Source organism: Segatella baroniae DSM 16972 = JCM 13447, assembly GCF_000426585.1.
GTDB classification, from domain to species: Bacteria; Bacteroidota; Bacteroidia; order Bacteroidales; family Bacteroidaceae; genus Prevotella; species Prevotella baroniae.
Genome location: NZ_AUFQ01000012.1, coordinates 82,160 through 105,521 on the forward strand (window position 1 = coordinate 82,160; position 23,362 = coordinate 105,521).

A 23,362-nucleotide genomic window follows, 5' to 3' on the forward strand; every position below is an offset into this window, starting at 1 on the left:
GAATATTCATAACCCATCAAATAATAAAAACAACAATGAAAAAATTATTCTTTAGATTGACAATGTTGGTGGCCGCAACGGCCTTCTTCACCGCTTGTGACAAGGACGACAAGCCCGTTGCGGGCATACAGGTCTACAGCGAAGGCGCTTTTGTCGTGAATGCCGGTAATATATTCAGTCATATCGACGGCTCGCTGACCGCCATCGACTACAAGACCAACAAGGCCACGCAGCAGGTTTTCAAGACTGCCAACGGCGTGAGCCTGGGCAATACGCCCAACGACGGACTCGTCTATGGCGGCAAGATCTATATCGCCGTTGACAAAGAGAATACGGTGGAGGTGCTCGACAAGACTACTTTCAAGCGTATCAAGCAGATCAAGACGACCGAACTGCTCGGAGCGGCCGAGGGAAAGTCGCCCCGTCACGTCGTGGCCGACAACGGCAGGGTGTATGTCAGCACCTTTGGTGGCTACGTTGCGGCCATCGACACCATCTCCTTCAAGCTTGCCGCCAAGTACAAGGTGGGCAATTATCCCGAGGGCATGCTGGTCGTAGGCAACAATCTGTTCGTTGCCAACTCCAATTACGCGAAGGGCGGTGGCAATATCTCCATCATAGACTTCACCAACGGCACCGTCATCACCAAGGATGTGAAGGGTCTCAACAATCCCCAGAGCTTCTACTACGGCAACGACCGCCAGCTCTACGTGCTCGACTGGGCCACATACGACGCCAATTATAAGCCGTTGACAGAAAGCAATCTGCGTCGTTTGAAGGACGGTTTATCCACTTCTGAGAAGGTGGCCGATGCTAACTACGTAGCTGTGCTCAAAGGAATCTTCGTGATTGTCAATGCGCCCTATGGTCAGCAAGCGTCTTATACCATTTTTTCTCCGGCCGAAAATGCGAAGAAAGACTGGGCGTTGACCGACAAAGTGGAGTTTCCCTGCGGCGTAAAGATAGACCCGGTGCGCGGCGATGTCTTCGTCATGTCCAATCCCAAGAGCAAGGACGGCAACTTCGCAGACTACAATGCGGATGGTTATGTGTACCAATACAACACTTCCGGCACCAAGCTGGCTGAATACAAGACGGGCGTGGGGCCGACAGCCATCTTCTTCAATGCCGGTTTCCGTGTGGTGACGGAGTAGTTCCGAAAGGAAATCATGTATGCGAAAAGTCTGTCTTGCGCTTCTTTTCCCCGCTTTATGCCTTCTCGCCTCGTGCAACGGCGGCCGCAATGGCGCCGTTGCGGGGGCGGGAGACACGTTGCGGCTGCGCTTTGCCCGCCTCCTCACCATCGTCAAACATCCTCGCTGTTCGCTCGTGACGCTTGCCGACCCTTGGCATGAGGGCAAGACACTGCACACCTATGTGCTCGTTTCTCGGCAGGATTCGGCCTCGGCAGGCCCCTTGCCCGAGGGCACGGTGGTCTATACGCCCGTCAGACGCAGCGTGGTCTTCACCACGGTGCACTGCGGTCTGCTCTACGACCTGCACGCCGAGGACGCCATCAGCGGCGTATGCGACCTGAAATACATTCAGATACCCGACCTGCAGCGGCGTGCCGCCGAGGGCAGCGTGGCCGATTGTGGCAGCAGCATGGGCGCCGACATCGAACGGCTGGTGGCTGTCAGGCCCCAGGCTGTGGTCGTTTCGCCCTACGAGAACTACGGGGGCTACGACAAACTGCACGATATGGGCATTCCCATCGTCGAGGCGGCCGACTACATGGAGGCCACGCCGCTGGGCCGTGCCGAGTGGATGGTCTTCTACGGCATGCTCTATGGCAGGGAGGAAGAGGCGCGGAAGCTGTTCGCCGACGTGAGCCGCAACTATCAGGAACTGTGCGGCAAGGCTCGAAAGACCCGCCGTCGGCCCACGGTCATCACCGAGCGGCGGACGGGCGGCGTGTGGTATGTGCCCGGCGGACGCAGTTTCATGGCTCGATTCATCCATGACGCGGGTGGGCGATACGCTTTTTCTGCCGACCGGAGCATGGGTTCCCTGAGCTTGTCGTTCGAGCAGGTGCTCGACGGCGCGGGCCAGTCCGACGTGTGGCTCTATAAGTATGGCGACCATCCGGCCACCTTGGCCGAGCTGCGGGCCGAGTATGCCGGCTACACGGCCATGAAAGCGTTCCGCACGGGGCGGGTTTATGGCGCCGACACCAATAGGAATCATTATTTTGAAGAGGCTTCGTTTCATCCCGACAGGGTGCTGAGCGACATGGTCGCGATATTCCATCCCGAGTTGAAACAGGGGCCGTTACGTTATTATCATCCATTACGTGCGCAATAAAGGACTACGATATGGCGTGGCGATGGGGGCGGTCATCGGGCTGCTTTTCATGCTCAACCTGGTTGTGGGCAGTGTCCGCATCCCCGTGGAAGAGGTCGTTCGCGTGCTGACAGGCCATTCCGGCGGCAATCCGTCGTGGCGGTTCATCATCCTGGAGTCGCGCCTGCCCCAAGCACTCACGGCTCTGTTGGGCGGCGGGGCCATGGCCGTGAGCGGACTCATGCTCCAGACGGCCTTCCGAAACCCACTGGCCGGCCCCGATGTCTTCGGTATCAACAGCGGCGCGGGCCTGGGCGTGGCCCTCGTCATGTTGGCCATGGGCGGCAGCCTGACGGCCGGCGGCGTCACCTTCACGGGCTTCATGGCCGTCTTGTTGGCCGCTTTCGCAGGCGCCATGCTCGTCACGGCCGTCATCTTCGGCCTTTCATCCGTGATGCGCAGCAACGTGATGTTGCTCATCGTCGGGCTGATGATCGGCTATCTGGCCAATTCCGCCATCTCACTGCTCAACTTCTTCGCCACCGAAGAGGGCGTCAGAAGTTATATGGTGTGGGGAATGGGCAACTTCAGCAGCGTGTCGATGGCGCAAATGCCGCTCTTTGCCTCGGTCACGGTGGTGGGACTTGCGGCCGCCGTGCTGCTTGTCAAGCCGCTCAACGCCCTGTTGCTCGGCACGCAATATGCCGAGAACTTGGGCTTTGACGTCAGACGACTGCGCAACAGGCTGCTCGTCGTGACGGGATTGCTGACCGCCGTCGTCACCGCCTTCTGCGGACCGGTCGCCTTCATCGGGCTGGCTGTCCCCCACATGGCCCGCTTGCTGCTGCGCACCGACAACCACCAGCTGCTTCTGCCCGGCACCATCCTTTGCGGCATGGCCGTGGCACTCGCCTGCAACGTGCTCTGTGCCTTGCCGGGGCGGGCCGGCGTCATTCCGCTCAATGCCGTGACGCCGCTCATCGGTGCGCCCGTCATCATCTATGTTGTCGTGAAAAGGAGGTAGGGGGCTGGTCGGGGCCGTATCGACAATGAAAATGTGAATCTTCAGTAAAGGAATATCAGTATGAAAGTTTATACAAGAAACGGCGATGGGGGACAAACCTCGCTGATGGGGGAGAAGAATGTGGTGAAAGATGACGTGCGCATCGAGGCCAACGGCATGCTCGACGAGCTGAATGCCGTGCTGGGTGTGGTGAAGGCCGCCATGCCCGAGTCGCCACGAAAGGGCCAGATCGACGCCATTCAGAATCAGGTCATGCGCATCATGGGCGTCGTTGCCGGTGCACGGATGAACGACATGACGGCTCTGACCGGCCTCACCACGCAGTTGGAGCAGGACATCGACGCCATGGCTGTCGACGGGAAGTTCTGTTTTTCCGTGCCGGGTGAGACGCTGCTGAATGCCTGGCTGCACGTGGCCCGTGCCCGATGTCGCACGGCCGAGCGTCGGTTGTGGACCATGCACGCACGTTATCCCGTGGACGCCGCCATCCTGCAATTCATCAACCGCCTGAGCGACTACCTCTTCGTGTTGGCTGTAGAATGTGAAATGATGTGCCGATGAAATGCAGAAGCAGCCTTTTGGGCTTGCAAAAGCTGCTCTTTGACACGCTGAAAGGGCAGCTTTTGCAAGCCCAAAAGGCTGCTTTTGAAAAGATAAAAGTCTGTAGATGATGATAACTTAAAATCGTTGTTGAAATATTTGGATGATGTTTTCTAATTAGTTACCTTTGTTGCAAAGGTATAATTATGCCCAAACGCGAATATGTAAGGCAGGTCATTGCTTTTGGAGATTACTTCAAAGAATTTAAAAGGTTCAACCACGACGGGTTTTGAACAAGATTTATCAGGTGTTTTTATATATCATGACCTTACAGGTGGTGCCTGTAACTTTTCTAAAACGAGTGGAGGGGGTACCTGGTTTGTTTGAGATAAGAGTGGAAGAGAGCGGTAATATATATAGAATCTTTTGTTGTATGGATGAAGATTGTCTTGTGATTCTTTTCAATGCTTTTCAAAAGAAGACGCAAAAGACTCCGCAACGAGAGATCGAACGGGCAAAACGTATCATGAATGAATATTATAAGAAAAAGGAGGAAACGCAATATGGATGAGCAACAAATGAAGCAACTTGGACTTACTTCCATAGAGGAATATATTGCAGAAGACTTCGGTGCAGAAGGTACGCCTGAAAGAATGGAGTTTGAAGCAGGAGTAGATTCTTTCATTCTTGGGGAAAGACTGAAGGAAGAGCGCAAGAAATCCGGGCTTACGCAAGAACAGTTGGCAGCAAAAATCGGCACGAAGAAAAGCTATATCTCACGGATTGAGAACGGACATGCCGATGTGCAGCTCTCAACATTATTCCGTATATTCGCCGGATTGGGAAAACGGATTTCACTTTCTATCTTTTAGTGCCATGGCACCTTCATGTTCTGGCCCGTTTCTCCAGCCGTTGTCGGTATTCCGATGGTGACATGCCGAGGTTGCTCTTGGCATATTTGGTGAAATTGGGATAGTTGGGGAAGCGCATGCGGTCGGAGATTTCCGTCAGGGTGAGGGCCGGATCCTTCAGCATGCGCTGCATTTCTTGCATGGCGTAGCCCGTGATCCATTCCGACGCGGGCCGGCCGCTGCACGAACGGCATACATCGTGACCACAAACCATGATTTTCATGACTACAACACGCTGCGCTGCAAGCCCGTTCACATCAAGAAAAACGCCTGGCTCGGCTGCCGTGTGACGGTAATGCCCGGTGTGACCATCGGCGAAAACGCCGTTGTGGCGGGTGGATCGGTGGTGACGAAAGACGTTCCCGACAATGTGGTCGTGGCGGGGGTGCCCGCCCGGGTCGTCAAGACAATCGAATGAAAAGGAAAAGGAGGCTTGGGCAGCGGAATGAAGTCGTGCCGCAACGAGCGGCCTGCGGGGAATGTCCATGCTTGTGCATAGTTTAATCAAATCAGGAGGAAAGAATATAAAAGAAGAAAGGAAAGCGTTTTACAGTGAATCTTCGCGATTTTTTGGAAGAAGACTACAAGGTATGGATGCGTGACGTGAAGCTGGTGTTTCGAATCAACCACACGTTGCCCTATACGGAGGATACGACAGGCTCGTGCACGAGTTGTTCGGAGGGGGGCGGCCATGCTGGTCGATACCATCAGGGATGGCAATGAAGAACAATAAAAGTAAAAACTAAAAGGTGAAGAGCCCGGAATCACGTGACGCCATTGGCTCTTCGCCACGTGATTCCGGGTTTTTCACCCTTTATCCTTTACACTTCGCTTGGTAGGTCGTTCAATAAGCCGACTCAAACTCTCGGAGGAAGCGGGTGTCGTTCTCGGAGAACAACCGGAGATCGTTGACCCGATACTTCAGGTTGGTTATGCGTTCGACGCCCATGCCGAAGGCATAGCCCGTATAGACGTCGGGGTCGATGCCGCAGGCAGCTAGGTCGTGCGGGTCGACCATGCCGCAACCGAGAATCTCCACCCATCCCGTGTGCTTGCAGAAGCCGCAACCTTCGCCGCCGCAGATGTTGCAGGAAATGTCCATTTCGGCACTGGGCTCGGTGAACGGGAAGTAGCTGGGACGCAAACGAATCTTGGTGTCGGGGCCGAACATCTCGCGGGCGAAGGTGAGAAGCACCTGCTTCAGGTCGGTGAAGCTGACGTTCTTGTCGACATAGAGCCCTTCCACCTGGTGGAAGAAGCAGTGGGCGCGGGCGCTGATGGCCTCGTTGCGATATACGCGGCCCGGGCACAGGATGCGGATGGGCGGCTCGTGCGTCTCCATATAGTGTGCTTCGTCGCCCGAAGTGTGGCTGCGGAGCAGCACGTTCTTGGTGACGTCGTTGGGATCGCTGCGCTCGATGAAGAACGTGTCCTGCATATCGCGGGCCGGATGGTCGGCGGCAAAGTTGAGCATGGTGAACACATGCTTGTCGTCATCTATCTCGGGACCTTGATAAAGTGTGAAGCCCATGCGAGAGAATATGTCGATAATCTCGTTTGTAACAATGGAAATGGGATGACGTGTGCCCAGACCGATGGGGTAGGCGGAGCGTGTCAGGTCGATGTCGTCACTGTGGCTTTCGGCATTTTGAGCCTCTTCCTTGAGCTGATTGATTCTCTCTATGGCGGACTGCTTCAGTTCGTTGATTTTCATTCCGACGGTTTTCTTCTGGTCGGCCGCCACATTGCGGAAGTCTGCCATGAGGGCGTTGATCTCACCTTTCTTGCTAAGATACTTCAAGCGAAGCTGCTCTATCTCTTCGGCGTTGGCTGCTGTCAGCGTACTCACCTCCTTAAGTAACGATTCAATCTTTTCTAATAACATGTCAATATAAAGCTTTTAATTCCCAATCAATTAGCTTTGCAAAGGTAATTAAAAGAATTGATATAGTGGAATCGCGTGTTCATATTTTTGAACGGCTGTCCTTTTTTCAAGAAACTTTATTGTTGCAATGGAAATAAAGTTGTACTTTTGCGTGCAATTACTTTGGTGATGTTATGAGAAAAATATTTGTTTTACTCTTGTTTTTAGCATTGCTTTCCCTTGGGTTCTCAACGATTGGTTGTTCAAATAAGAAGCCGTCGCCGGTAGACTCCGTTCTCACGGGTCATGACAGCTTGACCGACACGTCGTCGGTCGACACGATGGAAAGCATTATTGCCGAGACTCCCATGCCTAAGGCGGCCGACGAACTCTTCGACGACTTTATCTTCAACTTCGCCGCCAACAGGAGTTTGCAACGCAAACGCATTCATTTCCCTCTCGACGTGTACAAGAATGGAAAGAAAGACCACCAGATTCAGCGGGCGAACTGGAAGATGGAACACTTCTTCATGCACCAGGATTTCTACACATTGATATTCGACAGCAGGAAACAGATGAACCTGGTGAAGGATACCAGTGTCAGTCATGTGGTCATCGAGAAGATTTTCTTCAAGTTGAAAACCGTTGAACAGTATCTCTTCAACCGCATCAATGGACAATGGATGTTGACGAGTATCAACTACAAGCCCATGTATCAGAACCAGAACGCTTCGTTCTTGAAATTCTATCGTGAGTTTGTGGTGGACTCGGCTTTCCAGATTCGCAGCGTCAACGACCCGCTGTCGTTTACAGGCCCTGACCCCGATGACGATTTCAGCACGATGACTGGCACGCTCGCCCCCGAGCAGTGGCCCATGTTTGCTCCCAGTTTGCCGCATGATATGATTTACAATATCATTTACGGGCAGAAATATACGGAGAGCAATCAGAAGATATTCGTGATTCGCGGCATTGCGAACGGCTTGGAAACGGAACTTACTTTCAGACGCGTCGGCGGGCAGTGGAAGTTGATGAAGCTCTCAATGTAGGTTGAAATGAAAGTGTATGAAAATTATAATCTCAAGTCGCACAACACGTTTGGCATAGCGGCTGCGTGCAACCGCTTCCTTGTTTACGCCACTGTCGACGAGGCATGCCTTGCGGCAGGTGACATTCGGAAGAGTGGCCGCAGTCTGTTGATAGGCAGTGGCAGCAATCTGTTGTTGACACGGGACTTTCAGGGGCTTGTCGTGACGCCCGAACCACGCTTTGAGGTGGAGGTCGTGAAGGAGGATGAGGCTGGAGTTGAACTGAAATGTTGGGCCGGAACCCGTTTCGACGACGTGATAGCCTACGCCATTGGCCATCGGATGTATGGCGCGGAGAACCTTTCCTGGATTCCGGGAGAGGTCGGTGCCAGTGCCGTGCAGAACATCGGGGCTTACGGCGCAGAAGTCAAGGATTTGATTTTACGTGTGGAAGCGGTGGAGATTGCCACCGGCAAGGCTGTCGTCTTGCAGCGGAGGGAATGTGAATACAGCTATCGGCAAAGCCGGTTCAAGCATGAATGGAAGGATAAATATCTCATAACGGCAGTCGTATATCGCCTTTTCAAGACTTTTGTCCCCCACTTGGACTATGGCAATATCAGGGGAGCCTTGGACGCGGAGCACATTGTGGAGCCCACAGCCTTGCAGTTGCGCGAAACAATTATCCGCATAAGGCAGGCCAAGTTGCCCGACCCCGACGTCCTGGGAAACGCAGGGAGTTTCTTCATGAACCCCATCATTGGCAGAGAACAATATGAAAGTCTGCGAGCAGATTGCCCGCAAATGCCCCATTACGAGGTCGATGCAACCCATGTGAAGGTGCCCGCCGGCTGGCTGATAGACCAGTGTGGCTGGAAAGGAAAGCGTGTGGGGAATGTCGGTGTGCATGACAAGCAGGCTTTGGTTTTAGTGAATTATGGACAGGCAACGGGACGCGAGGTGCTTGACCTCTGCCGGACGATACAGCAGGAAGTGCATGGTCGGTTTGGCATTCAGATCTATCCGGAGGTCAATATCGTATGAAGCTCACGCTGTTGGGAACAGGAACGTCGCATGGCGTGCCCCTCTTGGGCTGCGATTGTGAGGTTTGCAGGAGCAGGGATCCGAAGGACAAGCGCATGCGGACGGCCGCATTGCTGGAGACGGAGTCGACGCGTGTCTTGATAGATTGCGGCCCTGACATCCGGATGCAGTTGATGGACGTTCCTTTCCGTAAGATTGACGCTGTATTGTTGAGCCATATCCATTACGACCATGTGGCCGGCATCGACGACTTGCGCCCTTACTGTCTGTTTGGAGATATCGACATCTATGCCGAACGGGCAGTGGTGGTTGGCTTGAAGGCCACGATGCCTTATTGCTTCACAGACCATCTCTATCCTGGTGTGCCACAGTTGAATCTGCACGAGATTGCGCCTCATCAGCATTTGACGTTTGGCGACATCGACGTAGTTCCGATTCGTGTGCTGCATGGCGCGTTGCCGATTCTGGGATTCCGCTTTGGAGATTTGGCGTATATTACGGATATGAAGACAATTCCTGCGTCTGAATATGCTTGCTTGGCAGGGGTGAAGACACTGGTGGTGAATGCCTTGCGCTGGGAAAAGCCGCATCATAGCCATCAACTCATAGCCGATGCAATCTCATTTGCCCGCGAATTGGATGTAAAACGCACCCTATTGGTCCATGTAACACACCATATAGGCTTGCAAAAAGAGGCTAATGAGCGGCTGCCCGTGGGCTTTGAGTTCGGATACGACGGGCAAGTGATAGAGGTATAGATGGTTGGCGAATGGGCATAAAAAAAGGAGTACCGCTGTACTCCAACCTTGTTAACCTTAAATCTAATACTATGAAAAACACAATGCAAAGTTACACATTATTCTTTATAATGCAACTCTGCACCACATTATTTATCGATTATATAGTTATTATTAACTTGTATAAAGCAATTTTAACCAAAACGGGTGCGCTTTCTACCTCATTTTCTTGAATTTCTGATAGAGTTTCCATCCCAAAATCGCCCCATCCAGAATCCCCGCGCCGGTGTTGATGAAGCGTGAAAGACGCTTCGATGGCGTGGTGGTGTCGGCGGACGACCGTCTGGGATGGAAGAGTTCGTTCCACAAGGCTTTGATCCTGACGTCGTCAGTCTGTATCTCCCGTCGAATCATCTCTTTGCGGACACGTATCTCGTGCAAGTCTTTGTATGAGAAGGATGTGTCGGTTTGTTGCTTCATCATGTCATTTCTGCATTAAAATACCGGCCAGTAATCTTACCAAAGGCTTTTCAATCCATTGTCGGCGGAAAATGATGAAGAGCACGAAGACGGCCAAGTAGCAGCCGGCTATGGCGAGAAATGCGCAAGGGAGGCCCATGATGGCCGACAATGCGTGGACTGCCGATAGGGAAAGAAAGATGATGACGAGGATGAGGAGCAGGCTTAATATGCCCATCATCAACACGGCTGTGAGAAGCCTGACAATCTTCTCGACGACATCGAGCTTCACGAACTCGCTCTGAAGCCCGATGTAATGCCGAAGGGTTTCTATCAACTGCCCTATGGTCTCTATGTTCTGGTCGTTCGAAAACAAAGTCTGTATTGCCTTTTGGTGAGGAAATGAAGCCGCTTGGATTGGGCGGCAGCCTGTCAATCGGCAGGTTGTTGTCCCAAGCCAAGCGGTCATGGATTACTCGTCGATGTCGGTTGCGTCCTTGATGTCATCCACCAAGTCGTCTACATCCTTGCGAGATACTTTCAAGTCGTGCTTCTTGCAGAAGTCGTCCACTGCGTCTGCGATTTTATGCCGTGTGTCTTCACCTTTCTCCGGAGCAAGGAGCAGTCCGATGGCCGTCCCGGCAATGGCGCCACTAAGAAAAGCACCGATGTAACCTAATGTTTTCATAAGCTCAATATTTAATATGAATCGTGTCGCAAATGTAGGCAAAAGAATTGTCATTTCAAATCTTTTTACTACTATTTTTTGTTAAAACCATTGTCTTTGAGCTATTTAACAAACTTTATGTGCTGTTCTTTTTACGCTTTACGAGATATTTATTAATTTCGCCAACATCAATTAGATGAATGTAAAAACCAATAAAACATTTGATTATGAAGAAATACATGTTGGCTTGCGCAGGCTTGTGCCTGGCTTTGACGTTTGTAAGTTGTCGCTCATCGGAAAGCGCTTATAAGAAAGCTTACGACAAGGCGAAGGCGCAGGAGGCAAGAAACGCAGAGCCGCAGGTCGAGACACCGACACCCGTCGTAACCCCGTTGGAGACCCGTCCGGCAACGCAGACCACAGTGATAGACAACACGGACAATGTCGTGGTGCGTTCCGAAAATTTCAGTGTCATCACCGGTCCGGCACTCAAGGCCTTCGGCGTGGTGGTGGGGTCTTTCTCGTTGAAGGCGAACGCCGAGGGATTGACGGGCACTTTGAAAGCCAATGGCTACACGCCGTCCATCGTCTACAACGCAGACCGCAACATGTATCGCGTTGTGGCGACCTCTTTTGATTCCAAGAGTGATGCGGCACGCAGCCGCGATCAGTTGCGCAGTACCTACGAAGGTGCTTGGCTGATCTTCAAAAAGTAATGCGTGTCCTTTCGATAGATTACGGTCGAAAGCGTACCGGACTTGCTGTGACCGATCCGTTGCAAATCATTGCCAACGGATTGGCCACAGTTTCCACTTCCACCTTATTGGAGTTTCTTGAAAATTATATCGCAAAGGAGCCTGTAGCGCGCGTTGTGATAGGCAAGCCTGTGCAGATGAACGGCTTGCCCAGCGAGAATCTGCAGCGTGTCGAGGCGTTTGTCAACAGATGGAAGAAACTCCACCCCGAGATTCCCGTCACGTATTATGACGAACGCTTCACGTCGGCATTGGCACACCAGGCCATCATCGACGGAGGCGTCAGGAAGAAGGCGCGGCGCGAGAACAAGGGGTTGGTGGATGAAGTCTCGGCGACGATCATTCTGCAAGACTGGATGTCGTCGAGAAAAACCTTTTAATTCAAGGAGAAAACAATGATTTTACCTATTTATACTTATGGGCAGCCTGTATTGAGAAAGGTTGCCCAAGACATTCCGACCGATTACCCCGGTCTTCAAGAGCTGATAAGCGACATGTTCGAGACGCTTACGGCCAGTGAAGGGGTGGGGTTGGCGGCTCCGCAGATAGGCAAGGCCATCCGTGTGGTGGTCATCGACCTGGATGTGTTGAGCGAAGACCTGCCCGAATACAAGGGCTTTCGCAAGGCTTTCATCAATGCGCACATCGTGGAGGTGGACGAGAAGTCGAAGAAAGAGCCTATGGAAGAGGGCTGCCTCTCCATACCCGGCATTCATGAGGTGGTCGATCGGCCGAGCCGGATACACGTGGTCTATCGCGACGCCGACTTTCAGGAGCACGACGAGTGGGTGGAAGGTTATCTGGCGCGTGTCATGCAGCATGAATTCGACCACCTGGAAGGTAACATGTTCGTAGACCGGTTGTCGCCATTGCGCAAGCAACTTATCAAGAACAAGCTCAAATCAATCTTGCAAGGCAAGTTCCGTTGCAGTTATCGCACGAAAGTCGTAAGGAAATAGCATTGAGTCGTAAGGCGTTTTTAATAGGCTTCTTGCTCGTGGCGGCCATCGGCGCCCGGGCACAGTATAATATTGACCGTCTGTTGACAAGCGGTCAAATTGCTTTGAGCTATGACGATTACGTGCTTTCGATACAATATTTCAACCGCATCATCGAACTGAAGCCTTACATCTACCAGCCTTGGCAATACCGGGCGGCCGCCAAGTTCTATCTCGATGACTTCTCTGGGGCTGAAGGCGATGCCACGGAAGCCATCCGTCTCAATCCTTTCGTAGACCAACTCTATGACCTCCGGGCCATTTCGAGAATCCGACAGAACAAATACGAGTCGGCTGTCAAAGACTATTCGGAGGCCATCAAGCTGAATCCCACCAACCGAAACTTCTGGTTCAACCGTGCCATCTGCCGGTTGAACATGAAAGACTATCGCCAGTTGCACCTTGACATCGATACGATTGTGGGCAAATGGGGAAAGATGTCGCAGGCCTATACCCTCAATTCGGAGGCCTACCTGCAAGAGAAAGACACCCTGACGGCGGTGAAGTGGCTCGACAAGAGCCTGGCACTCGACCCCTACAATGCCGACGCGTGGACCACCCGGGCCTACATCAGCCTGGCGCGGAAGCGCTGGAAAGACGCCGACACGGAACTGGGCAAGGCCATCCACCTGAAGCCGAAGTTCGTCGGCAACTATGTCAACCGTGCCTTGGCCCGTCTCAACGTGAACAATCTGCGAGGGGCGATGGCCGACTACGACATGGCCTTGGACTTGGATCCGAACAACTTCCTGGCCCATTACAACCGCGGCTTGCTGCGGATGCAGCTGGGTGACGACAACCGCGCCATCACCGACTTCGACTATGTCATCCGGATGGAGCCTCAGAACGTCATGGCCATCTTCAACAGGGCCGTGCTACACGACAAGACAGGCGACCTGAGGGCTGCCATTCGCGACTATTCCACGGTGATAGAGCAGTTTCCGAACTTCTGGACAGGGTTGAGTTATCGAGCCAGCTGTTATCGCCGCTTGGGGATGACGGCCAAGGCGGAGCAGGACGAGTTCCGCATCTTCAAGGCACAGATGAACAAGCACTTGGGCATTCAGCCCCGGTGGTCGAGGAGCATGAGGCAGGCGGTGAGGAAGCGCAGCGAAATCGACCCGGAAAAGTACAACCAAATCGTCGTGGCCGACGAGAACACGGTGGAGCACGAGTACAAGAGCGAGTTCCGCGGACATGTTCAGAATCGCAATGTCGACTTGGAAATCCTGCCCCTTTTCGCCCTTTCCTACACCTCCTACGCCAACGGCGTCAATTCCTATCAGATGTATGACAAAGCCGTTGAAGACTTCAATGCCGGTCTGCACCCCGTGCAACCCTTGTTCGTGTCGTGCAGTCCGAAGCAGTTGACCGAAGAGGAAAGCCGTGTGTATTTCAACAATATCGACCATCTCTCGGCCCAGATAGCCGCTGCCAAGCGTGTTTCCGACGTGCTTCCGCTCCTTTTCCAGCGTGCAGTCACCTACAGCGTCGTGCAGAATCTGGACGCAGCCCTGGCCGATTTCGACACCTATCTACAGGAAGATTCCGCCAATGTGCTGGCCTATTGGCAGCGCAGCGTCTGCCAGTTTCAGCTGAGCCGCTTCACCGGAGGCGCCGAGCAGGTCAGGTTGAAGAACGCCTTGGTCATCGACGATTTGGACAAGGCCATCCGGTTGAGTCCTTCGAGCCCCTACCTTTATTATAATAGGGCGAACGTCTATGCCTCGCAGAAGAGTTATGAGCAGGCCATAGACGACTACACCCGCGCCATCGCCTTGGAACCCAAGTTGGCCGAAGCCTATTTCAACCGTGGCGTCTGCCGCATCGAAGCCGGACGGAAGAGGGAAGGGGCGGCCGACTTGAGCAAGGCCGGCGAACTGGGCATTTACAATGCTTATGCCGTATTGAAGCGGTATGGGAAATAAGGGGGAGTGGCTTTGACCATGCGGTCTGTTTGCGCCATGTTTGCACGAAGACGCATGGCACAACGCCCACCGAATTAAGCAAAAGACGAGACCGCCGGCGTGGAGAAAGGCCCAAAGGGCCGATGCAGAAGGCTGATTGCGAAGGTTTCACCGCATTTCTTGTTCAGTTTCAAAAAATAGTGTTATTTTTGCCATCGATTAAAAAATACTAGTTGTTATGGTAAAAATCACATTCCCAGACGGGTCTGTTCGCGAGTATGAACAGGGCGTTACTGGTTTGCAAATTGCCGAGAGCATTTCACCGGCTCTCGCCCGCGACGTTGTATCTTGCGGTGTCAATGGTGAAACGGTAGAGTTGAATCGTCCCATCAACGAAGATGCGACCATCGCGTTGTACAAGTTTGACGACGATGAAGGCAAGCACACGTTCTGGCACACTTCGGCCCACTTGTTGGCAGAAGCCCTTCAGGAACTCTATCCCGGTATTCAGTTCGGCTTCGGCCCGGCCGTGGAGAACGGCTTCTTCTATGACGTAATGCCCCCCAAAGGCCAGACCATTTCGGAGAACGACTTCTCCAAGATCGAGGAGAAGATGAAGGAGTTGGCCAAGAAAAACGAGGCTGTCGTGCGTCATGACGTATCCAAGGCCGACGCGTTGAAGGAGTTCAAGGCCGACGGACAGGAATATAAATGCGAACACATCGACCTGGACTTGGCAGACGGCACGATTTCAACCTATACACAGGGCAACTTCACCGACCTCTGCCGTGGCCCGCACCTCGTTTCCACCGGTGCCATCAAGGCCATCAAGATAACCAGCGTGGCCGGCGCATTCTGGCGCGGCGACGCCAAGCGCGAGCAGATGACGCGCATCTATGGCATCACCTTCCCCAAGAAGAAGATGTTGGACGAGTATCTCGTCATGTTGGAAGAGGCCAAGAAGCGTGACCACCGCAAGATAGGCAAGGAGATGGAACTCTTCATGTTCTCCGAGCGGGTGGGGAAGGGCTTGCCCATCTGGTTGCCGAAGGGCACCGACCTGCGCCTTCGCCTGCAGGAGTTCCTGCGCAGCCTTCTCCGTCCCTATAATTACCAAGAGGTCATCACGCCGGGTATCGGCAGCAAGAGCCTCTATGTGACCTCGGGCCACTACGCCCACTATGGCAAGGACGCGTTCCAGCCCATCCGCACGCCGGAGGAGGACGAGGAGTACATGCTCAAGCCGATGAACTGTCCCCACCATTGTGAGGTGTACGCGAGGAAACCGCGTTCCTACAAGGACCTGCCGCTGCGCATCGCCGAGTTCGGCACCGTCTTCCGCTATGAGAAGAGCGGCGAACTGCATGGCTTGACCCGTGTGCGCAACTTCACACAGGACGACGCCCACATCTTCGTTCGTTCCGACCAGGTGAGAGCGGAGTTCGAGAATGTCATCGATATCATCCTGAAAGTCTTCAAGACGTTCAATTTCGAGAACTACGAAGCACAGATTTCGCTCCGCGACCCCAAGGACAAGGAGAAGTACATCGGCTCCGACGAGATATGGGAAGAGAGCCAGAACGCAATCCGTGAGGCCTGTCGGGAGAAGGGGTTGAAGGCCCGTGAGGAGATTGGCGAGGCCGCTTTCTACGGTCCCAAGCTCGACTTCATGGTGAGGGACGCCATCGGTCGCAAGTGGCAGTTGGGCACCATCCAGGTGGACTACAACCTGCCGGCCCGCTTCAAGCTGGAATATACGGCTGAAGACAACTCCAAGCAGACGCCGGTGATGATCCATCGTGCACCGTTCGGTTCGTTGGAACGCTTCACGGCCGTACTCATCGAGCACACCGCAGGCCATTTCCCCTTGTGGCTGACCCCCGACCAAGTCTCCATCCTGCCCATTTCAGAGAAGTACAACGACTATGCCGGACGGGTGGCCAAGTACTTGGACAGCGTCGGCGTGCGTTCGCAGATTGACGACCGCAACGAGAAAATTGGCCGCAAGATTCGCGACAATGAATTGAAGCGCGTTCCTTACATGGTCGTCGTGGGCGACAAGGAAGCTGCCGAGGGCACCGTGGCCATGCGCAAGCAGGGTGGCGGCGAGCAAGCCACCATGACCATGGAGGAATTTGGCAAGCGCATCAATGCGGAATGCGCCGAAATGCTGAAGGTGGTGAATTGAAAGCATTTCCCCCACACCCGTTCCCATGGAGGCGAATGCCTTGATTTTCAGGAATGAAGGGGCGATGAAGTGATATATGTGGACAAGCGGTTTGTTCCGAAAAGGAATCGGCCGTTTGTCCACTTTTTTTGTTTTCCTTCATGAATAGTCGGCCGATGCGTTTGGTTCGCCGTCTTGTCTTGGGGCGTTTCTGGCTCCATACAGGCACGACGGCGAAACGGTCGGCGGCCTGTCAAAGCCCAAGTCCCGGCAGAAGCGCCATTGCCGGAAGAGCAAGCCGCAACCACGTGTCCGTCGGCGTCAAGCGTTTGCGTTGCGAAAGCAGCCCTTTCAACTCCTGACGGCAGCCCTTTTAGCTTCTAAAAGGAGGCTTGTTGCGCGCTGAAAGCCATGCTTTTACAAACGAGTTGGCGCACCCTTGCAAGTTGGTTGGGTGTCGGCTTGAAGTAGACCGTTGGGCGGATGCGGCGGCAGAGGGTAGCGTGCTCTGCCTGTTCATTGGCGAACAAGGATGGAGTCGCAGCCTAAAAAAGTGGCGATTTGCTTGTCTAATTCGTTGGAAAATAGTAACTTTGCAGCCGTTTAACAAATAAAGCGCTTTAAAATAGTTGAATGAAGAATGACAAAATGAAAAATCAGTACCGTGTCAACGAACAGATACGTGTACGTGAAGTGAGAGTGGTGAGCGATGGCGGTGCCGAAGTAATGCCCACGCGCAAAGCTTTGGAGCTGGCACGCCAAGCGGGAGTAGACTTGGTAGAGATTTCTCCTAACGCCCAGCCGCCTGTTTGTCGCATCATCGACTATTCCAAGTTCCTTTATCAGCAGAAGAAACATCAGAAAGAGATGAAACAGAAGCAGGTGAAGGTGGAAGTGAAGGAAATCCGTTTCGGGCCTCAGACCGACGAACATGACTATCAGTTCAAGCTGAAGCATGCGATGGAGTTCCTGAACGAAGGCAATAAAGTGCGTGCCTACGTCTTCTTCCGCGGCCGTTCGATTCTCTTCAAGGAGCAGGGTGAAGTGCTTCTGCTCCGTTTCGCCAACGATTTGGAAGAATACGGAAAGGTGGAGCAAATGCCGAAGCTCGAAGGCAAGAAGATGTTTCTCTACCTTGCGCCGAAGAAAGCCGGCGTGACGAAGAAGAGCCAACAGAAGATTGACCGCGAACGCCGTGAGGCTGAGGCCAAGGAAGCCCAGAATGCCGAAAAGGAGGCGATGGCGGAGAAGAACGGTTTGGCCAACGCCAAAGGTGGCGAGGCCTTGAAGAAGCTGGCAGAGGCTGCCGAGGATTGATTCTTGGCCGAAGGAATGCAGAAAAAAAGATGCGTAACGCCCGGTATATGCGTTGCCATCGAATGACAATAACAATTTTAAAATTTTAAAAAAATGCCAAAAGTAAAGACAAATTCCGGTGCAAAGAAGAGATTTAGACTCACCGGTACGGGTAAGATCAAGAGACATCATGCTTACCACAGTCACATTCTGACTAAGAAGACAAAGAAACAGAAGAGGAACTTGGTTCACCAGACACTGGTAGACCACTCCAACATGAAGCAGGTTCGTGACTTGCTCCGCCTCCGTTAATCATTAACTTTTTAGTCGAACTTTTAAATTAGAAGAAAACTATGCCAAGATCAGTAAATCACGTTGCGTCAAAAGCAAGGAGAACTAGAATTCTTAAGCTCACTAAAGGTTACTATGGAGCAAGAAAGAACGTATGGACAGTAGCCAAGAACACTTGGGAGAAGGGTCTTACCTACGCTTATCGTGACCGTCGTAACAAGAAGCGTACATTCCGTGCGCTTTGGATTCAGCGTATCAACGCTGCCGCCCGCCTCGAAAACATGAGCTATTCTACCTTGATGGGCGCCCTTCACAAGGCTGGTATCGAGATCAACCGCAAGGTTCTCGCAGACCTCGCGGTGAACAATCCCGAAGCTTTCAAGGCCATCGTAGACAAGGTGAAGTAAATGAAAATTACATAACGCAAAGAGCGTGGATTACATTTGAGATGTAGTCCACGCTCTTTTTCTGTATGGCGGTGGCGCGATTTGCGCGCCGGTGGCCGATGGCGGCCAAAGGCTAAAGCATGGCCTCCAGACGGTCTACGGCCGACGCGAGGTCGGCGTGGAATGCAGCGTGCGCGCGCAGGTAGTCCGGCTGCCCCTGCGCTATCGCCTCGTAGAGTTCACGGCTCATCTGTTGGGTGTAGGAGTCGATGGCATACTCTATTTCGTCACGTTGTCGGTCGATGTTCGACCGCGAATAGACGTTCCATTTCTGGTGGAAGAAGCAGTAGGCGGCCTCTATGCTGTCCTTGGTCATCATATATATCGTGTTGAATGAGGTGCAAAAATAAGACAATCTTTTTGATTGGGCAAAAGCGTTGCTTTATTTTCAGGCTTTCTACGCATTACGATTAATTATTCGTAACTTTGCTTTCGATTAGAAAAAGACAGGATGAATATTTTTACAAGCATGATTGCATGCCAGTTGCAACTGGCCGTCCAGCAGGTTGACAACGTGTTGCAGTTGTTGGACGAAGGGTGCACCATCCCTTTCATCGCCCGCTATCGCAAGGAGCGTACAGGCTCGATGGACGAGGTGCGGATACAACAGGTCGGCGAACTTCACGACAAACTGAAAGAAATTGCCAAGCGCAAGGAGACGGTTGTCAAGACAATCGCCGAGCAAGGCAAGATGACGGCCGACTTGCAGCAGCGCATCGACCGGTGTTGGGACGCCACGGATCTGGAAGACATCTATCTGCCGTTCAAGCCGAAACGCCGTACCAAGGCGCAGATGGCCCGAGAAGCGGGGCTGGAACCCTTGGCCACCATCATCCTGATGCAGCGCGAGGAGAATCCCGTCAAGGCTGCGGAACGCTTTGTCAAGGGCGACGTGCGGGACGCCGGTGCCGCCATCAAGGGGGCACAGGACATCATCGCCGAGATTGTGAGCGAGGACGAGCAGACCCGTCAGCAGGTGAGAAGCGTGTTCAAGCGCGGCGCCGTCATCACTTCCAAGGTTGTAAAGGCGAGAAGTGAGGCTGACGGCGCACGGAAGTTTTCAGACTATTTTGATTTCAGCGAGCCGCTTCGGCGTTGCACCAGCCATCGTCTGCTGGCCATGCGGCGTGGAGAGAATGAAGGATTCTTGCGCATCACGATTGAGATAGATGGTGAAGAATGTACGAACCGCATCAAACGGCACTATATCCACGGCTTCGGCAGGTGCCAACAGCTGGTGGGTGAAGCCATCGAAGACGCCTTCAAGCGGCTTGTCAAACCTGCCATCGAGACCGAGTTTGCCAATAGCAGCAAGGAAGCCGCCGACGATGAAGCCATCCATGTGTTTGCGGAGAATCTGCGCCAACTGCTTTTGGCTGCCCCACTCGGGCAGAAACGGGTGATGGGCGTCGACCCCGGAATCCGCACGGGCTGCAAGGTGGTGTGCCTGGACGCCCAGGGTGAATTGCTTTTTCATACGGTGGTGTTTGCCGTCGGCGACAGGGCGAAGGGCGACGCGCTCCGTAAATTCGAAGACATAGCGCGGCAATATCAGGTTGAAGCCATCGCCGTGGGCAACGGAACTGCCAGCCGGGAGACGGCCGATATCCTGCGGCAGCTGAAGGATGTGCCCACTTACGTGGTGAGCGAGGACGGCGCCTCCATCTATTCCGCGTCGAAAATAGCGCGCGATGAGTTCCCCGATGAAGACGTGGCGGTGCGTGGCGCGGTGTCGATCGGCCGCCGGCTGATGGATCCTCTGGCCGAGTTGGTGAAGATAGACCCGAAGAGTATCGGGGTGGGACAATACCAGCACGACGTGAATCAGACCAAGTTGAAACGCTCACTCGACATGACCGTGGAGAGTTGCGTGAATCTTGTGGGGGTCAATCTCAATACGGCTTCGAGCCATCTGTTGACCTATGTCAGCGGATTGGGCCCCGTGCTGGCGCAGAACATTGTGGACTATCGACGTGAGAATGGGGCTTTCGCCTCACGGGTGCAACTGAAGAAGGTGCCCCGGCTGGGCAATGTGGCCTATCAGCAGTGCGCCGGCTTCCTCCGGTTGCCCGACGCCAAGAATCCACTCGACAATTCCGCAGTCCATCCCGAGAGCTATCACATCGTTGAAAAGATGGCCAAGGAGCAGGGATGCACCGTGAAGGAACTGATGCAGGACAAGCAACGGCAGCAGGCCATCGACATACGGCGTTACGTGACAGCCGAGGTGGGACTGCCCACATTGACCGATATCATGAAGGAACTGGAGAAACCGGGCCGCGATCCACGTGAACAGTTGGAGGAATTTGCCTTCGACGCGCGCGTGCATACCATCGACGATCTCGTGGTGGGTATGGAATTGCCCGGCATTGTCACCAATATCACGAATTTCGGAGCCTTTGTCGACATCGGCGTACATCAGGACGGACTGGTGCATATCTCGCAGCTGGCCAATCGGTTTGTGAGCGATCCCAACGAAGTCGTGAAACTCCATCAGCATGTTCGGGTGAAGGTCGTCGAGATAGACCACCATCGCAATCGTATCGCCTTGAGCATGAAGCAAGTTGATTCATAAACGATTTCTTATTAATTCATAGACGTTTTTTATGGCAAGCAATCCCGATTTTGTTCAATATGTGGCCGACCAATGCGCCTGTGCAGGCGACATCACAACCCGAAAGATGTTTGGCGACTATGGCATTTACTGCCACGGCAAGATATTCGGCCTAATCTGTGACGACAAACTGTATATCAAGCCGACGGAAGCGGGTCGCAAAATGTTGCCCGTTGTCGACTTGCAACCTCCTTACGACGGTGCCAAGGACTACTTTTATATTGCCGACGTGGACGACCACGCAAGGCTTTCAGAACTTGTGAAGGCCACTTGCAAAGAGTTGCCGGCACCCAAAAAGCGCTGAATCTTTTGGCCATATCGCTTGTTTGCCGTACTTTTGTAAGGAAAATAGATTGATTTTTATGATTTCCATCGAAGGATTGAAAGTAGAGTTTGGGGTAAAACCATTGTTCCATGATGTGAGTTTTGTCGTCAACGACCGCGACCGTATCGCGTTGGTGGGGAAGAATGGTGCCGGAAAGTCTACGTTGCTCAAGATATTGTGTGGCTTGCAGAAACCTACCGAGGGTGCTGTTGCCGTGCCCAACGACACGACCATCGGCTATCTTCCGCAGGTAATGAAGTTGCAGGACGACACGACCGTGAAGGAAGAGACCCGCAAGGCCTTTGCCGACAACACCAAGTTGCAGGCCCGTCTGGAGCGGATGCAGCAGGAAATGGCCGTCCGCACCGACTATGAGAGCGAGGCTTACGCCCAGCTGGTGGAGAAATTCACGCAGGAACACGAGCGTTACATGATGATGGGAGGTGAGAATTATGAAGCCGAAATAGAGCGTACACTCACCGGTCTCGGCTTCGAGCGCGCGGATTTCGACCGCCCCACCAGTGAGTTTTCGGGCGGTTGGCGCATGCGTATCGAACTGGCCAAGATCTTGTTGCGCCGTCCCGACGTCCTGTTGCTCGACGAACCGACCAACCATCTCGATATAGAGAGCATTCAATGGCTCGAACAATTTCTGGCCCAAAGCGCCAAGGCTGTCGTGCTGGTAAGCCACGACCGCGCCTTTATTAATAATGTGACGAATCGTACTCTTGAGCTGACTTGTGGTCAGGTGGAGGACTATCGCGTCAGCTACGACCAGTATGTGGTGCTCCGAAAGGAGCGCCGTGAGCAGCAGTTGCGGGCCTATGAGAACCAACAGAAGGAGATGGCCGATATCAAGGCCTTCATCGACCGCTTCCGTTATCAGGCCTCCAAGGCCGTACAGGTGCAGCAACGCGTCAAGCAACTTGAGAAGATTGTGCCCATAGAGGTTGACGAAGTGGACAACAAAGTGATGCACCTGAAGTTTCCGCCTTGTCTCCGTTCGGGCGATTACCCTGTCATCTGCGACGAGGTGCGCAAGGATTACGGTTCACACACGGTCTTCGACCATGTCACCTTCACCATCAAGCGTGGCGAGAAGGTGGCTTTCGTAGGCAAGAACGGCGAAGGAAAGTCCACGCTCGTGAAGTGCATCATGGGTGAGATACCCTTTGCCGGCAACCTGAAGATAGGGCATAATGTGCAGATTGGTTATTTCGCGCAGAACCAGGCCCAGCTGTTGGATGAGGAAATCACCATCCATGACACCATCGACAGGGTGGCGACGGGCGACATGCGCTTGAAAATCAACGACCTGTTGGGGGCTTTCATGTTCGGCGGCGAAACGTCTGAAAAGAAGGTGAAGGTGCTCAGCGGCGGCGAACGGAGCCGCTTGGCCATGATCAAACTGCTGATGGAGCCGGTCAATCTCTTGATTCTCGACGAGCCGACCAACCATCTTGACATGCCTTCCAAGGACGTGTTGAAGGAAGCCATCAAGGCTTTCGACGGCACGGCCATCATTGTGAGCCACGACCGAGAGTTCCTCGACGGGCTTGTAGACAAGGTTTACGAGTTCGGCGGCGGCAAGGTGTGTGAGCATTTGGGCGGTATCTACGACTATCTGCGTGCCCACCAGGCCGAGAATATCGACGCGGCACTGGCCTTGTCCGGGCCTAAGAGCGAGGCGGTGGCTGCGCAGCCGGCAAGCGTTTCCACAGCTACAGCGGCGGAATCGGCCGGCAAGCAGAGCTATGTCGAGCGGAAGGAACAGCAAAAGAAGATTCGCAAAGCCGAGAAAGCCGTGAAGGATTGCGAGGCCCGAATCGCCAAGTTGGAAAGCCGCAAGGCCGAAATCGACGCCTTGCTGTGCAAGCCCGAGAATGCGGCCGACATGGATTTGATTTCAGAATATACCGGACTTATGCGGCGTTTGGACAAGGAGAATGAAGATTGGTTCACGCTCTCCGAAGCTTTGGAAGCCGCTCAATGCCAGTGATGTTTAA

General features: G+C 53.4%; 28 protein-coding genes. 22 read left to right on the forward strand and 6 right to left on the reverse strand.

The window, feature by feature from the left end; genetic code table 11:
• Window positions 1-35 precede the first annotated feature (35 nt).
• The 6 genes from K334_RS0108700 (at window position 36) to K334_RS0108730 (ending at window position 4,719) form a co-directional block, all read left to right on the forward strand.
• The gene (locus K334_RS0108700; protein ID WP_027444837.1) at window positions 36-1,154 is read left to right on the forward strand and encodes a YncE family protein; all 1,119 of its coding nucleotides are present in this window, start codon (window positions 36-38) and stop codon (window positions 1,152-1,154) included.
• 19 nt (window positions 1,155-1,173) lie between these two features.
• Window positions 1,174-2,304 (forward strand): ABC transporter substrate-binding protein, encoded by a 1,131-nt coding sequence (locus K334_RS0108705; protein ID WP_025880651.1) that lies wholly within the window; start codon window positions 1,174-1,176, stop codon window positions 2,302-2,304.
• A gap of 22 nt (window positions 2,305-2,326) precedes the next feature.
• Window positions 2,327-3,307, forward strand: a complete 981-nt coding sequence (locus tag K334_RS0108710; protein ID WP_036890205.1) for an iron chelate uptake ABC transporter family permease subunit — start codon at window positions 2,327-2,329, stop codon at window positions 3,305-3,307.
• A gap of 60 nt (window positions 3,308-3,367) precedes the next feature.
• Entirely contained in the window at window positions 3,368-3,868 is a 501-nt protein-coding gene (locus K334_RS0108715; protein WP_027444838.1) for a cob(I)yrinic acid a,c-diamide adenosyltransferase, read from the forward strand.
• A gap of 268 nt (window positions 3,869-4,136) precedes the next feature.
• Window positions 4,137-4,418 carry a type II toxin-antitoxin system RelE/ParE family toxin gene (locus K334_RS13800; protein ID WP_306302551.1) on the forward strand — a complete coding sequence of 94 codons (282 nt, stop codon included), beginning with the start codon at window positions 4,137-4,139 and terminating at the stop codon, window positions 4,416-4,418.
• Entirely contained in the window at window positions 4,411-4,719 is a 309-nt protein-coding gene (locus tag K334_RS0108730) for a helix-turn-helix domain-containing protein (RefSeq protein ID WP_021590167.1), read from the forward strand. Before K334_RS13800 ends, K334_RS0108730 begins: the two co-directional genes overlap by 8 nt.
• 13 nt (window positions 4,720-4,732) lie before the next feature.
• Here the strand turns inward: K334_RS0108730 and K334_RS15175 are convergent, their stop codons facing one another.
• A complete protein-coding gene (locus K334_RS15175) occupies window positions 4,733-4,981 on the reverse strand; it encodes a helix-turn-helix domain-containing protein (protein ID WP_211225443.1) in 249 nt (82 codons plus the stop codon).
• Between K334_RS15175 and K334_RS15275 the strand changes: the two genes are divergently transcribed.
• Window positions 4,958-5,176 (forward strand): acyltransferase, encoded by a 219-nt coding sequence (locus K334_RS15275; RefSeq protein ID WP_021590204.1) that lies wholly within the window; start codon window positions 4,958-4,960, stop codon window positions 5,174-5,176. The genes K334_RS15175 and K334_RS15275 overlap by 24 nt on opposite strands.
• 134 nt (window positions 5,177-5,310) lie before the next feature.
• On the forward strand, window positions 5,311-5,481 hold the full coding sequence (locus tag K334_RS14830; protein ID WP_154655583.1) for a hypothetical protein: 171 nt from the start codon (window positions 5,311-5,313) through the stop codon (window positions 5,479-5,481).
• Between the two features lie 121 nt (window positions 5,482-5,602).
• Here K334_RS14830 and pheS read toward each other — a convergent pair whose 3' ends face one another.
• The gene (pheS, locus tag K334_RS0108745; RefSeq protein WP_021590175.1) at window positions 5,603-6,643 is read right to left on the reverse strand and encodes a phenylalanine--tRNA ligase subunit alpha; all 1,041 of its coding nucleotides are present in this window, start codon (window positions 6,641-6,643) and stop codon (window positions 5,603-5,605) included.
• A gap of 173 nt (window positions 6,644-6,816) precedes the next feature.
• Here pheS and K334_RS0108750 point away from each other — a divergent pair, with 173 nt between their 5' ends.
• The 3 genes from K334_RS0108750 to K334_RS0108760 are packed head-to-tail and all read left to right on the forward strand — an operon-like array spanning window position 6,817 to window position 9,452.
• The gene (locus tag K334_RS0108750; RefSeq protein ID WP_021590279.1) at window positions 6,817-7,671 is read left to right on the forward strand and encodes a DUF4348 domain-containing protein; all 855 of its coding nucleotides are present in this window, start codon (window positions 6,817-6,819) and stop codon (window positions 7,669-7,671) included.
• 6 nt (window positions 7,672-7,677) lie between these two features.
• Entirely contained in the window at window positions 7,678-8,694 is a 1,017-nt protein-coding gene (gene murB / locus K334_RS0108755) for a UDP-N-acetylmuramate dehydrogenase (RefSeq protein ID WP_025880654.1), read from the forward strand.
• Window positions 8,691-9,452: an MBL fold metallo-hydrolase gene (locus K334_RS0108760; RefSeq protein WP_025880655.1), complete on the forward strand. Its 762-nt coding sequence runs from the start codon at window positions 8,691-8,693 to the stop codon at window positions 9,450-9,452. Before murB ends, K334_RS0108760 begins: the two co-directional genes overlap by 4 nt.
• Before the next feature lie 195 nt (window positions 9,453-9,647).
• On the opposite strand, the gene K334_RS0108765 is transcribed toward K334_RS0108760, so the two are convergent.
• The 3 genes from K334_RS0108765 to K334_RS0108775 form a co-directional block, all read right to left on the reverse strand.
• Entirely contained in the window at window positions 9,648-9,914 is a 267-nt protein-coding gene (locus K334_RS0108765; protein WP_025880656.1) for a hypothetical protein, read from the reverse strand.
• Window position 9,915: 1 nt separating this feature from the next.
• Entirely contained in the window at window positions 9,916-10,266 is a 351-nt protein-coding gene (locus K334_RS0108770) for a phage holin family protein (protein WP_021590161.1), read from the reverse strand.
• Window positions 10,267-10,362: 96 nt separating this feature from the next.
• Window positions 10,363-10,578, reverse strand: coding sequence for a YtxH domain-containing protein (locus K334_RS0108775; RefSeq protein WP_025880657.1), 216 nt, complete (start codon window positions 10,576-10,578; stop codon window positions 10,363-10,365).
• Window positions 10,579-10,784: 206 nt separating this feature from the next.
• On the opposite strand from K334_RS0108775, the gene K334_RS0108780 reads away from it, so the two are divergent.
• The 8 genes from K334_RS0108780 (at window position 10,785) to rplT (ending at window position 18,378) form a co-directional block, all read left to right on the forward strand.
• Window positions 10,785-11,273 carry an SPOR domain-containing protein gene (locus tag K334_RS0108780; RefSeq protein WP_021590245.1) on the forward strand — a complete coding sequence of 163 codons (489 nt, stop codon included), beginning with the start codon at window positions 10,785-10,787 and terminating at the stop codon, window positions 11,271-11,273.
• Window positions 11,273-11,692, forward strand: coding sequence for a Holliday junction resolvase RuvX (ruvX, locus tag K334_RS0108785; RefSeq protein WP_025880658.1), 420 nt, complete (start codon window positions 11,273-11,275; stop codon window positions 11,690-11,692). Before K334_RS0108780 ends, ruvX begins: the two co-directional genes overlap by 1 nt.
• Window positions 11,693-11,707: 15 nt before the next feature.
• Window positions 11,708-12,271 (forward strand): peptide deformylase, encoded by a 564-nt coding sequence (gene def, locus K334_RS0108790; RefSeq protein WP_021590257.1) that lies wholly within the window; start codon window positions 11,708-11,710, stop codon window positions 12,269-12,271.
• Window positions 12,272-12,273: 2 nt separating this feature from the next.
• On the forward strand, window positions 12,274-14,238 hold the full coding sequence (locus K334_RS0108795; protein ID WP_027444839.1) for a tetratricopeptide repeat protein: 1,965 nt from the start codon (window positions 12,274-12,276) through the stop codon (window positions 14,236-14,238).
• Window positions 14,239-14,455: 217 nt separating this feature from the next.
• Entirely contained in the window at window positions 14,456-16,405 is a 1,950-nt protein-coding gene (gene thrS / locus K334_RS0108800) for a threonine--tRNA ligase (protein WP_021590262.1), read from the forward strand.
• Between the two features lie 612 nt (window positions 16,406-17,017).
• Entirely contained in the window at window positions 17,018-17,701 is a 684-nt protein-coding gene (infC, locus tag K334_RS0108805; protein WP_021590227.1) for a translation initiation factor IF-3, read from the forward strand.
• Window positions 17,702-17,794: 93 nt separating this feature from the next.
• Window positions 17,795-17,992, forward strand: coding sequence for a 50S ribosomal protein L35 (gene rpmI / locus K334_RS0108810; RefSeq protein WP_025880663.1), 198 nt, complete (start codon window positions 17,795-17,797; stop codon window positions 17,990-17,992).
• Between the two features lie 41 nt (window positions 17,993-18,033).
• Window positions 18,034-18,378: a 50S ribosomal protein L20 gene (gene rplT, locus K334_RS0108815; protein ID WP_021590233.1), complete on the forward strand. Its 345-nt coding sequence runs from the start codon at window positions 18,034-18,036 to the stop codon at window positions 18,376-18,378.
• A gap of 112 nt (window positions 18,379-18,490) precedes the next feature.
• Here rplT and K334_RS0108820 read toward each other — a convergent pair whose 3' ends face one another.
• Window positions 18,491-18,736: a hypothetical protein gene (locus K334_RS0108820; RefSeq protein WP_025880664.1), complete on the reverse strand. Its 246-nt coding sequence runs from the start codon at window positions 18,734-18,736 to the stop codon at window positions 18,491-18,493.
• A gap of 132 nt (window positions 18,737-18,868) precedes the next feature.
• Between K334_RS0108820 and K334_RS0108825 the strand changes: the two genes are divergently transcribed.
• From K334_RS0108825 to K334_RS0108835, 3 genes are read left to right on the forward strand one after another with little or no spacing between them, the layout of a single operon-like run.
• The gene (locus tag K334_RS0108825) at window positions 18,869-20,992 is read left to right on the forward strand and encodes a Tex family protein (protein ID WP_027444840.1); all 2,124 of its coding nucleotides are present in this window, start codon (window positions 18,869-18,871) and stop codon (window positions 20,990-20,992) included.
• A gap of 31 nt (window positions 20,993-21,023) precedes the next feature.
• A complete protein-coding gene (locus tag K334_RS0108830) occupies window positions 21,024-21,335 on the forward strand; it encodes a TfoX/Sxy family protein (protein WP_025880665.1) in 312 nt (103 codons plus the stop codon).
• Between the two features lie 58 nt (window positions 21,336-21,393).
• Window positions 21,394-23,355, forward strand: a complete 1,962-nt coding sequence (locus K334_RS0108835) for an ABC-F family ATP-binding cassette domain-containing protein (RefSeq protein ID WP_027444841.1) — start codon at window positions 21,394-21,396, stop codon at window positions 23,353-23,355.
• Window positions 23,356-23,362: the final 7 nt, after the last annotated feature.

What these genes read in the sequence shown, in the direction of transcription:
- pheS (WP_021590175.1), bottom strand. Translation starts at nt 6,643, where the DNA reads ATGTTATTAGAAAAGATTGAATCGTTACTTAAGGAGGTGAGTACGCTG.
- K334_RS15175 (WP_211225443.1), bottom strand. Translation starts at nt 4,981, where the DNA reads ATGAAAATCATGGTTTGTGGTCACGATGTATGCCGTTCGTGCAGCGGC.
- rpmI (WP_025880663.1), top strand. Translation starts at nt 17,795, where the DNA reads ATGCCAAAAGTAAAGACAAATTCCGGTGCAAAGAAGAGATTTAGACTC.
- K334_RS0108825 (WP_027444840.1), top strand. Translation starts at nt 18,869, where the DNA reads ATGAATATTTTTACAAGCATGATTGCATGCCAGTTGCAACTGGCCGTC.
- K334_RS0108765 (WP_025880656.1), bottom strand. Translation starts at nt 9,914, where the DNA reads ATGATGAAGCAACAAACCGACACATCCTTCTCATACAAAGACTTGCAC.
- thrS (WP_021590262.1), top strand. Translation starts at nt 14,456, where the DNA reads ATGGTAAAAATCACATTCCCAGACGGGTCTGTTCGCGAGTATGAACAG.
- K334_RS0108760 (WP_025880655.1), top strand. Translation starts at nt 8,691, where the DNA reads ATGAAGCTCACGCTGTTGGGAACAGGAACGTCGCATGGCGTGCCCCTC.
- K334_RS0108820 (WP_025880664.1), bottom strand. Translation starts at nt 18,736, where the DNA reads ATGATGACCAAGGACAGCATAGAGGCCGCCTACTGCTTCTTCCACCAG.
- def (WP_021590257.1), top strand. Translation starts at nt 11,708, where the DNA reads ATGATTTTACCTATTTATACTTATGGGCAGCCTGTATTGAGAAAGGTT.
- murB (WP_025880654.1), top strand. Translation starts at nt 7,678, where the DNA reads ATGAAAGTGTATGAAAATTATAATCTCAAGTCGCACAACACGTTTGGC.
- K334_RS0108750 (WP_021590279.1), top strand. Translation starts at nt 6,817, where the DNA reads ATGAGAAAAATATTTGTTTTACTCTTGTTTTTAGCATTGCTTTCCCTT.
- K334_RS0108830 (WP_025880665.1), top strand. Translation starts at nt 21,024, where the DNA reads ATGGCAAGCAATCCCGATTTTGTTCAATATGTGGCCGACCAATGCGCC.
- rplT (WP_021590233.1), top strand. Translation starts at nt 18,034, where the DNA reads ATGCCAAGATCAGTAAATCACGTTGCGTCAAAAGCAAGGAGAACTAGA.
- K334_RS0108730 (WP_021590167.1), top strand. Translation starts at nt 4,411, where the DNA reads ATGGATGAGCAACAAATGAAGCAACTTGGACTTACTTCCATAGAGGAA.
- ruvX (WP_025880658.1), top strand. Translation starts at nt 11,273, where the DNA reads ATGCGTGTCCTTTCGATAGATTACGGTCGAAAGCGTACCGGACTTGCT.
- K334_RS0108780 (WP_021590245.1), top strand. Translation starts at nt 10,785, where the DNA reads ATGAAGAAATACATGTTGGCTTGCGCAGGCTTGTGCCTGGCTTTGACG.
- K334_RS0108705 (WP_025880651.1), top strand. Translation starts at nt 1,174, where the DNA reads ATGCGAAAAGTCTGTCTTGCGCTTCTTTTCCCCGCTTTATGCCTTCTC.
- K334_RS0108710 (WP_036890205.1), top strand. Translation starts at nt 2,327, where the DNA reads ATGGGGGCGGTCATCGGGCTGCTTTTCATGCTCAACCTGGTTGTGGGC.
- K334_RS0108835 (WP_027444841.1), top strand. Translation starts at nt 21,394, where the DNA reads ATGATTTCCATCGAAGGATTGAAAGTAGAGTTTGGGGTAAAACCATTG.
- K334_RS0108700 (WP_027444837.1), top strand. Translation starts at nt 36, where the DNA reads ATGAAAAAATTATTCTTTAGATTGACAATGTTGGTGGCCGCAACGGCC.
- K334_RS0108715 (WP_027444838.1), top strand. Translation starts at nt 3,368, where the DNA reads ATGAAAGTTTATACAAGAAACGGCGATGGGGGACAAACCTCGCTGATG.
- infC (WP_021590227.1), top strand. Translation starts at nt 17,018, where the DNA reads ATGAAGAATGACAAAATGAAAAATCAGTACCGTGTCAACGAACAGATA.
- K334_RS0108775 (WP_025880657.1), bottom strand. Translation starts at nt 10,578, where the DNA reads ATGAAAACATTAGGTTACATCGGTGCTTTTCTTAGTGGCGCCATTGCC.